The following is a 9,635-nucleotide window of genomic DNA, read 5'->3' as shown; positions in this document are numbered from 1 at the left end:
AATGGTATTAGCTAAATACCACGGTTTTATTACCGTTAATAAATAGTTTGTGTTCAGAAGCTAGTTGTAAGGCTTTACTAAACACGGTTTTTTCTACGTCTTTACCCATTTTAGCCATCATTTCAGCGGTATTAGCGTGCGTTACGCTGGTGACGTCTTGTAAAATAATAGGGCCTTCATCTAGCTCATTATTTACAAAGTGAGCCGTAGCACCAATAATTTTTACGCCGCGCTCAAATGCTTGATGATACGGTTTAGCGCCAATAAAGGCCGGTAAAAACGAGTGGTGAATATTAATAATTTTGTTCTCAAAGCGACCCACAAACTCAGGACTTAGTATGCGCATGTATTTTGCTAAGCCAATAATGTCAGGGTTATAAGAGGCAATTAAATCACCTACTTTTTCATCATGCTCGGCGCGACTTAGGCCTACGTGCGAAACAACATGAAAAGGCACATCAAAGCCTTTTGCTAATGGCTCTAAATCTGGGTAGTTGGCAATTACAGCTAATACTTCAATATTTAACGCTTGCTCAAACTGTTTAAGTAATACAGACCCTAAGCAATGTGCTTCTTTTGTTGCAAGCAGTACCACTTTAGTTTTTGTATCACCATGTAGAGCAAGTTGTGCACCCTCAGGTAATAAAGCGCGTAATTGCGATAAAAAGTCACTTTGTGGTTCGCCGGTTAGTTCAGTGCGCATAAAAAAGCGCCTGGCGTCTTTATCTACAAATTCGTTATTACGTGTAATATTTAAATTGTGCGCGTGGCAAAGCCCTGTAATTTTGGCAATTAGGCCTACATCGTCGGCACATTGGGTGGTTAGTATATAGCTCATTTTCCTCATTCTTACCCAGTTTATAATTGCTTCATTATTTGGTTTTTAACGCATAAAGCAAGGGGTTTATGCGTAAATTTAGAATTAATCGGTCAAATAGGTATAAATGATTCAATAAAGTGAAGGACAATTAAAAATACGTTAATAATAAGGCAGGTAAACACCATAAATTTTAACAAGCGGGTATTTAAAAAAGGTTTAGTGGTGTGTATTTAGTGCGCGCACGGTTTGTAACCTAGTTGCCTAGATTACAAACCGCGGCGCAGTTTAGCTTTTACAAATATAGCAAAGCGATTATTAAGCTTTAGGCTCTGGTGTTAAGTTCTCTTCTTGCCTTAGGTAACCAGCGGCCTCTTCATCCTCTTTTGTTATTGCTTGCTGAGTAGGTATTGCACGGGTTTGTTGGTTTAATTGATGTATTTGCGATGCATTGCCTAAATCGCGCTCACTGGTAATGGAGGCTATCGATTCGCGGTCTTTTAGAAAGGCAATTACATCATTTTTAATGGCTTGTAATTGACCTTCATCTTTGTGCATTTCCATTATATGGCGAGGATGTTCAAGGTTTTTCATACCGGTGGCAGCAAACGTGCTCGTAATAACACGAGAGACAATGACCCATGGCGTGATACTGCTGCGCACTAAGGTGTTTTCTGAGCGAGTGCTGTCGTGAATACCTGTACCCGTTGAAATTTTAGATTCGGTAAATGTACCTTCGCACTTAAAGTACACAAGTAATGATTCAAACTGCATTTCGGCAAAAAATAAATGAGCACAGTTAGCCAATAAACGAGCAAAGGCTTTAATAATCACTGCTATTATTAAAATATGAACACTGCTCATTAGTAAGCTACTAAACTGTATAACGTTTTGATTATTAAACGCTTGCTGTAAATTATTAATATTAGCGCTATCTATGTAGTAATAAATATCTATTAATGAATAGGCTAACAACACTGTTAATGCTAACGCCACAATATAAAGTAAATTAGCACTTATTAGCGCGACTAACCTGGCTAGGGTAAAGTTTTTACCTAGCTCCATAGCGTGTAGTTTAGGCTGAACCTCTTGAATCATTTCGCCTTTAAAACCGCCTTTACCCTCTATTTGCTCTTGCAATTTTGGGTCTAGCTCGCGGTAAACTCTATTAGGCACTTCTTTGTAGCGTCTATTTGCCATGACAAGATTATCAAGGTTTATAAATACTTCATCAGGGTGAACAGACTCTTGCCAGTTTTCACGTAATTCTGACACTTCGGCGGTAGGGGTCACTGCGTTTAAGCGTGCTTTGATCATTGTAAATACTAATGCGCAGCTTAACGTTGCTAATATAATAATTGCAATGAAGTATATGCCAGCATGCAAGTTTGGCAGTTGTGCCATCCACGCGTCTATTTCTTGTTTGCTGATATGTTGCTCTTGCATTAGCCACGACATAGAAAGGCCAATAACAATCGGCAAAATAAATGACAACGAAATAATTTTAGCTAATGTACCGCCTCCCAGCGCTTCAATGTTTCTTTCAGCATTGCGAGAGATAGGTTTGCTACTTGAGCGCCAAGAAAAAAGCACATAAAACATTAAAATAGCACTGTAAACCGGAAAGGCTAATTCGCCAGCTTCCCCAGTAAAGCCCGACAGCGAAACAAACGCTACAAGCCCATAAGCAATTAAGGCAACAAGCGTGCTCACCCATGAGCCAAATAATCGCTGCGCAACATTTCGGATTGGGTAAGGTAAAAATAACAGTTTGGGAATTAAGCTGTGTAACAAACGAGATAAAAACCCGTTAGGCTCTTTAAAGGTACTGTTTTTACGACCAACCAACATTTCTTCGAGTGATTGGGCGTTATAGGCTACTTCTTTTTTTTCTTCTTGCGCGGTAGAGCTTTCAGACTTACTAAAATTATACGCAAGCGACGTAGGGTGGTTTCTGCCTACAAAATATTTTAAGGTGGCATAAATACCTGACGATAAAGAGCGAATACCCAGCGCTAAAATAAACATGCCAAATAGCATTAAAATCCAGCCTGCGGTGGTACTTTCTTTCACCGAGCTTGCAGCTATAACAAGTAAACTTACGCCTGCTACCGACTCAATAATACCTCTTAGCGCGGTTACTTTACCTTCCAACTTAAAGGGGTTTTTTAACCCAAGATCAATAGAACCATAATCAAATGCCATTGTATGCTCCTTGTAAACAGCACATTATTTAAGGGGGGTTACCAGTTTTGCAATAATACTTAATCATTTGCGGGCCCAAACCTAGTGTTAGCTATGTTTTTCCGGGCTCAAATAGACTAATTAATTAAGCGAGTTGGTATTATTATCCGTGTATATTTTGGCCAAAACGAGCATAGCTAAACGATACCAAAAGGTGCAGTTTATATACTTAAGCAGGTAATTAAACTAAACGGATTTTTATATTATTGTTCAATTTTTGATTATATATCAATAACGTTGTTCAGTTTAAGGTTATTTTACAGTGATACATTTATTGATGGTGGTTTAAGTTGCTAGGAGCATAAATGAAACTAATCTACGTAGATGATAATTTACCCGGTATAACCCGTAAGCGTAAAAACAAAACGTGGCTGTACTTTGACCCAATAGGAAAGCAAATTACCGATCAAAAAGTGATTGATCGTTTAAATGCGTTAGCGTTTCCTCCCGCCTACAAAAATGCTTGGTTTTGCCCTGAAGAAAATGGCCATATTTTAGCAACGGGGATAGATAGTAAAGGCCGTAAGCAATACCGTTACCATGAAAATTTTAGAGCTCAACAAGAGGCGAAAAAATACCAAGCCTGTGGGGTGTTTGGCAATAAGCTGCCATTACTGCGTGCCCGTTTAGAAAACGATTTACAAGGGGATGAGCTCAGCGTAGAGCGCACATTAGCTGCGGTAGTTAGGCTTATGGACTTAGGTGCATTGCGGGTAGGTAACGAGCGAAATGTAAAGCAAAACAAAAGTTTTGGCGCCACAACCCTGCGCAATCGCCATGCTAAGCTTACGGGTAAAAATATACAGCTACGGTATCGGGCTAAATCGGGCAAAGAGCGCGAGGTAAACATAACCGATAGAGTGCTTAGCCATGTAATTAAAGACCTACAAGATTTACCCGGTCAGCATTTGTTTCAATATATAAGCGATGGAGAGCGCACAAACGTAACCTCTAGTGAAATTAACCAGTATATTCAACAAATTATGGGTGAGGACTTTAGCGCTAAGCACTTTAGAACCTGGCGAGCCAGTGTTATTGCCTTTAAGCAACTTGTAAAAGCAAAAGGCGCACTTAGTTTAAAGAGTATGCTCGAGAGTGTGTCTGAGCAGCTAGGTAACACGCCCGCTATTGCCCGTAAATCGTATGTTCACCCGGATTTAATTGCCTTGTGTAAAGAAGATGAACAAACTCAAACAGCGTGGCGAGAGTCGCTTTCTTTACCGCGAAAAACAAAATACTTGAGTCGTTATGAGCGTGGCTTTTTAGCCTTTTTAAAAGACTAATTGCTATAGCAACTTTACACACTACAGCAACCAAATTACATAATTGCGTAGTTGAAGTGTTTTTTAATTACCATGTAAAAGTTTAAAAAGTTATTAAATTTCAGTGTGTTGTGTTTTTGTTTTATTTTGGCACCTGCATTGCACCTTCAAATTACTGTTAAGCAGTAAGTACAAAAGCATTTATCAATGATATTTAGCGAGGAGGTACAAAGTGAAGGGGTTATTTTCAAAGGCATTGTCTACAAAGGTAAAACACATTACGTTACACGCTACGCTCGCAGGCTGCGTTAGCACCTTGCTAACAGGGCAAGCGCTAGGCAGTGCAGATCTTGAAAGTGTGGCACTTGCCAACTCTTCATTGACCACTTACAACTCGCAACAACAATTGCAAAATGGCGATTATTATTTTGATCAAAATGCATCACAGTTAATAGCGCGCACCGAAAAAGCAATTAACTGGTACACAGAAATAGTTAACAGTGGCGGGTTTACCCCTTTATACACCAATGAGTTGCTTGAACTTGGCAGCACCAGCAAGGCGGTGAGTCAGTTAGCACTGCGTTTGTATCAAGAGCGTGACTTAACCAGTAATGTATGTGACAGCGCAATGTGCACATTTGATAAAACCATAGAGCAGGCTGTGCAACAGTTTCAGCGTCGCCACGGTTTAAAGGTTGATGGGCGAGTAGGAAAGCACACCTTAGCTAAGCTTAATGTACCCGCTAAGAAAAAATTGGCTAAATTAAAGCTTAACTTTTACCGCATAACTAACTTCGCAGGCTCAAGTGATTCGCAGTATGTGTATGTAAACATACCTGAGTACACCTTGCGCTATGTAAAAGCAGGCGAAGTAAAACTACAAAATAACGTTATTGTGGGTAAGCCGAGTTGGGAAACACCTGCCTTTAGTGACGAAATCGAAAAATTTGTAGTAAACCCTGAGTGGCGCATACCAACCTCTATTGCAACCAAAGAAATAGCACCAAAGGTGGCAAAAGATCCTCAGTACCTTGCTAAAAATAATATCGAAGTTAGAAAAAGCAGCTACCTAGATTCTAAAACAGTTAATCCCAGTAATATTGATTGGCAGTCTATTAAGCCCTATCAGTTTGATCACTTTTTAGTTAAGCGTGCAGGGGATGAAAACCCACTTGGCGAAGTAAAGTATTTGTTTCCAAATCCTGAAGCCATTTATGTTCACGATACGCCAGCAAAGCAGCGTTTTAACCAAGCGCAGCGTGCGTTATCACATGGTTGTATAAGGGTTGAAGAGCCATTTTCATTGGCGCGTGAAATAATTAAGCACCAAGGTGAAGAGCGCACCCTTAAGCAAGTGGATAAAGCCAGAGATACCGATACCACTCAAACTTTTTATTTAAATGAGCCCTTACCTATTCATTTAGTGTATTGGACGGCGTGGGTTGATGAAGACATGCTCGTTAATTTTAGAGACGATATTTATCAACACGACGCAAAAGCATTACTTAAAAACGAAGATCAGTCAGTCATTGCTGCATTGATTAAATAGACTATGAGAGGATTTATGCCGTTTATACCGAGTATTTTAGGCTGCATATTAGCGCTTTGCGTAAGCGTAGGTAGTTATGCCGCCGAGCCCGTGAAAAAAGCACACCCAAGCGTTGATATTCAAAATAAAGCAAATTTTGAAGATGCAGAGTTTAGCCTAAAAATTAACGACATAGTAGTGCCGTATTCGGTGTTTTCTGTATTTGTGATGCCTAATGAGGCAGTTGAATTTGAAGTGCTTTACGCACAATCAAAACGATCCTATTCATTTATTAATAACCATAGCAACGCCACCTTAACGGATACAAACCGCTGGCAGTGGCAGGCGCCTAAAAAGCCTGGCTTAACACGGGTAATTATTGAATCCCCCGACAAAAAGCAACGTATGACAATTAATGTGTTTGTTAAAGTACCTGCAGATGAAGTACAAGGTGGAAAGCTTAAATATTACCACATTGGCCATTACCCAACGCCCTCACAAATTAAAGATAGTAAGCATTACATAGTGCCCGATGGTTTTGTAAAGGTGACCCCAGAGAACGAAAATATAAAAATATCACCGCATTTTTCTCTTAAAGAATTTGTGAGTAAGCAACGAAGTAAGCACCCTAAATACTTATTTTTACAAAACAAGTTGTTACTTAAACTTGAAAAAATACGCAAAGAGCTGATTTTAGAAAACATACCGGTTAAAAATATGGTGGTAATGAGCGGTTACCGCACCCCTTATTACAACAAAGCCATTGGTAACGTAAAGCTTAGCCGCCATGTTTTTGGCGATGCTGCCGATATATTTATAGATAATGACGGCGACTACCGTATGGATGATATAAACAACGACGGCAAGCACTCTATTGGCGATGCACAAGCTATGGCTAGCATAGTGGAGTCGCTCGCTAAGCGAGAATCATTTAAAGGTTTACTTGGCGGTTTAGGTGTTTACGGGCCAAAATCGCATCGCGGTGCATTTATACATGTTGATACGCGTGGTTTTAAAGCGCGCTGGGTGAGTAAGTAATATATGTTTCATGGTTAGTAATCACGTTAGCATAAAAAGTATTGGCAATTTTTTATTGCCAATACTAAGCAGGTCACTTTACTCAAAATTAAAGTGCAAAGATTCAACTCAATAACAGCCATGTTATTAAAACACATAAGGTATAAGACTCGTTCAAACCAATTAAGCGAAGGTTGAAGATGTCTGAAATTAAACGGTTCCAAACTTCTTTAAATAGTGCCGACAAAATACAGGCGCTTATAATCCACATTGCTAGCAATAGCGCCATTTTTACTGTGAATGTTTGTATATAAATATCAATAAGGCTATTCGTTTGATATGTACTCCCTACATCAAACGTCATTAACGTACACAACAAGCTAATAGCCCACAAAGCTATGGTTGCAAAGATATTAAAGCGCGTGGTAATTCCTTTTTTCATTAAAGATATGTCCTTTTTAATTAAAGTTAGCTTTACTTTTGTAAGTTACCATTAATGGTACAACGGTTCTACTGCAGCATAAAAGTTTCGTACTCAAGCTCTTCAAATTGTTTTGATAAAACCCTAGGTTATTAAATCTGATTTTATAGATAAAAATAGTTAGCATTAGACTAATGTAGCGCATCATTAGTATGTTCAAAGATTTATATAAAATTATAATATATCTAATAACGCCATTAACTTGGCAACACTTCACTTCTATCAAAACTATATGTGGGCGTTAATATTATATCCATATAGTGGGTTTAACCTTATTAAACCTGTTCTATAAGTATTTATTAAAGTTACTAAATTTAATGCTTTACGCATTTACACCGGAGAGTTAATGAGTAATTTGAGCTTGAGAAATAAACTTTTATTACTGGCTATTTTACCGTTGAGCTTGTTATTAATTAGCTTAATGGCCAGCTCGTACTATTTAGAATCGCAAAACCAGCGACAAAATTTTGAAACAATTAAATCTAAACTCATTAAAGACAAACACACGCTACTTGCCACCGAAGTGGAAATAGCAAGCAAGTTGGTACGCCATCAGTTGGATAACGGATCAACACAAAGTGTTAAAAATGTCCTTAGGGAGCTTACTTTTGGTGACGACGGTTACTTTTTTATTTACGACACACGCGGCGTTAGTGTGTTCCATGCCTTGTTAGGAAGTGCTATTGAAGGGCAAAATAAAATAGGGATGACAGACCCAAATGGTAAAAAAATAATTGTTGGATTATTAGAGCAAGCACGTAAAGGTGGCGGGGCATTTAATTACCATTTTCAAAAGCCAAATACCAACGGGTTAGTAGAGAAAATAGGGTATGCCGTAATGATACCAGGTACCGATTGGATGATTGGTACGGGTGCCTATATGGATGATATACAAACAGAGCTTGCAAATTATAAACAAACAATGCAATCACATACTCGCGAAAAAATAACCACCTTGTTATTAATTGCCTTATTTTGGGTTGTGGTTAGCGTAGTGGGCGCACTTTTAGCGTCTAACGCTATGGTTAAACCTATCCAAATAATGGGCCAAAGCTTAGATGATATTGCTAAAGGTGAAGGCGACTTAACAAAACGCCTAGCTATACATACGCACGATGAAATAGGGCAGTTGGGCGAATCGTTTAATGTGTTTGTTAGCAAGCTGCAAAGCATTATAAGTAATGTGGCTGATGTTACTAATGATGTAAAAAATGCCTCAAGCGATATTAATTCGCAAACAAAACTGTTTGAAAATAAACTGCTTAATCATAACCACGAAACAGATTTAGTTGCCACAGCGATTACCGAAATGTCGGCTACTTCTCACGAAGTGGCTAAAAATACCACGCAAGTTGCTGAGTCTACTCATACGGCAACGCTAGAAGTGGCAAAAGCGCAAGAGTGCGTAGATATTTCACTAAGTGAAGTTTCCAACCTTATGGGCGAAATTAACCTAGCTGCTGATCAGGTAAATTCTTTAAGTGAGCAATCTAAAAAAATAGACAGTGTACTTAGTGTAATAGGTGGCATTGCCGAGCAAACTAACTTGCTTGCACTTAACGCCGCCATAGAAGCCGCACGTGCCGGCGAGCAGGGTAGGGGTTTTGCCGTGGTGGCTGATGAAGTAAGGAGCTTAGCGAGTCGTACACAACTTAGTACCCATGAAATTAGTGAAATGCTAAGTGAATTACATAACTTAGTGGGCGCCGCGGTAAATGCCATGCAGGCGAGCCAAGCAAGTTGTAATCGCTCAGTTGAGTCATCGCGCGATATATCGCAAAGTTTAGGTGCTGTGACTACGTCGGTTACCACCATTAACGACATGAGTACGCAAATTGCAACCGCTGCAACAGAGCAAAGCTCAGTGACAGAAGAGATAAACCGTAATGTGTTTGCCATTCAAGAAATTGTTAATGAACTAACCCAAGCAAGTAAGGCCACCTCTGAGGTTAGCCAGCATTTAGCTGGGCGCGGTGAAAACTTAGGACAATTAATAGGGCAGTTTAAGGTTTAAAACGGTACTGCATAAACCACTACTAGCCGCAACTTATGTTGCGGCTTTTTATTTTAAATACAAAATGGTTTAGAGGCTGTTTGCTTTTTGAGGTTGAATTTTTAGCAACGTACTTTTATTTGGTAAAGCTGTGCTTATATTTTAAGGTTGTTGCAGAGGCATAGGCGATAACGCAGTATTAACGCCAAACATGCCAGACCCTAGGTAGAACAAATTTTTATTTTTGAAAGTACGCTAACCCTAGGGAATTTTATTAATTATGTGTAGTCTAT

The 9,635-nt window shown here is 39.2% G+C and carries 7 protein-coding genes; 4 read left to right on the top strand and 3 right to left on the bottom strand.

Annotated features, from left to right (window positions below; genetic code table 11):
* Positions 1 to 7 precede the first annotated feature (7 nt).
* Positions 8 to 838, bottom strand: coding sequence for a formyltetrahydrofolate deformylase (gene purU / locus PAT01_RS11960; RefSeq protein ID WP_154945544.1), 831 nt, complete (start codon positions 836 to 838; stop codon positions 8 to 10).
* Positions 839 to 1,135: 297 nt separating this feature from the next.
* On the bottom strand, positions 1,136 to 3,022 hold the full coding sequence (locus PAT01_RS11955) for a hypothetical protein (protein ID WP_138579018.1): 1,887 nt from the start codon (positions 3,020 to 3,022) through the stop codon (positions 1,136 to 1,138).
* Between the two features lie 344 nt (positions 3,023 to 3,366).
* Between PAT01_RS11955 and PAT01_RS11950 the strand changes: the two genes are divergently transcribed.
* The 3 genes from PAT01_RS11950 (at position 3,367) to PAT01_RS11940 (ending at position 6,889) form a co-directional block, all read left to right on the top strand.
* Positions 3,367 to 4,344: a DNA topoisomerase IB gene (locus PAT01_RS11950; protein WP_138579020.1), complete on the top strand. Its 978-nt coding sequence runs from the start codon at positions 3,367 to 3,369 to the stop codon at positions 4,342 to 4,344.
* A 211-nt stretch (positions 4,345 to 4,555) separates the two neighbouring features.
* Positions 4,556 to 5,872 (top strand): L,D-transpeptidase family protein, encoded by a 1,317-nt coding sequence (locus PAT01_RS11945; RefSeq protein ID WP_138579022.1) that lies wholly within the window; start codon positions 4,556 to 4,558, stop codon positions 5,870 to 5,872.
* Positions 5,873 to 5,887: 15 nt separating this feature from the next.
* Positions 5,888 to 6,889 carry a D-Ala-D-Ala carboxypeptidase family metallohydrolase gene (locus PAT01_RS11940; protein WP_138579024.1) on the top strand — a complete coding sequence of 334 codons (1,002 nt, stop codon included), beginning with the start codon at positions 5,888 to 5,890 and terminating at the stop codon, positions 6,887 to 6,889.
* 103 nt (positions 6,890 to 6,992) lie between these two features.
* Here PAT01_RS11940 and PAT01_RS11935 read toward each other — a convergent pair whose 3' ends face one another.
* Complete coding sequence (locus PAT01_RS11935) at positions 6,993 to 7,310, bottom strand: hypothetical protein (RefSeq protein ID WP_138579026.1); 318 nt, start codon at positions 7,308 to 7,310, stop codon at positions 6,993 to 6,995.
* Between the two features lie 385 nt (positions 7,311 to 7,695).
* Between PAT01_RS11935 and PAT01_RS11930 the strand changes: the two genes are divergently transcribed.
* A complete protein-coding gene (locus PAT01_RS11930; protein WP_154945543.1) occupies positions 7,696 to 9,363 on the top strand; it encodes a methyl-accepting chemotaxis protein in 1,668 nt (555 codons plus the stop codon).
* Positions 9,364 to 9,635 lie beyond the last annotated feature (272 nt).

This window comes from Pseudoalteromonas atlantica (genome assembly GCA_007988745.1).
Lineage (GTDB): Bacteria > Pseudomonadota > Gammaproteobacteria > Enterobacterales > Alteromonadaceae > Pseudoalteromonas > Pseudoalteromonas atlantica.
The sequence above is the reverse complement of the archived record's forward strand: the minus strand, read 5'-3'. Positions and strand labels throughout refer to the sequence as shown.

What these genes read in the sequence shown, in the direction of transcription:
- PAT01_RS11955 (WP_138579018.1), bottom strand. Translation starts at nt 3,022, where the DNA reads ATGGCATTTGATTATGGTTCTATTGATCTTGGGTTAAAAAACCCCTTT.
- PAT01_RS11950 (WP_138579020.1), top strand. Translation starts at nt 3,367, where the DNA reads ATGAAACTAATCTACGTAGATGATAATTTACCCGGTATAACCCGTAAG.
- PAT01_RS11940 (WP_138579024.1), top strand. Translation starts at nt 5,888, where the DNA reads ATGCCGTTTATACCGAGTATTTTAGGCTGCATATTAGCGCTTTGCGTA.
- PAT01_RS11935 (WP_138579026.1), bottom strand. Translation starts at nt 7,310, where the DNA reads ATGAAAAAAGGAATTACCACGCGCTTTAATATCTTTGCAACCATAGCT.
- purU (WP_154945544.1), bottom strand. Translation starts at nt 838, where the DNA reads ATGAGCTATATACTAACCACCCAATGTGCCGACGATGTAGGCCTAATT.
- PAT01_RS11930 (WP_154945543.1), top strand. Translation starts at nt 7,696, where the DNA reads ATGAGTAATTTGAGCTTGAGAAATAAACTTTTATTACTGGCTATTTTA.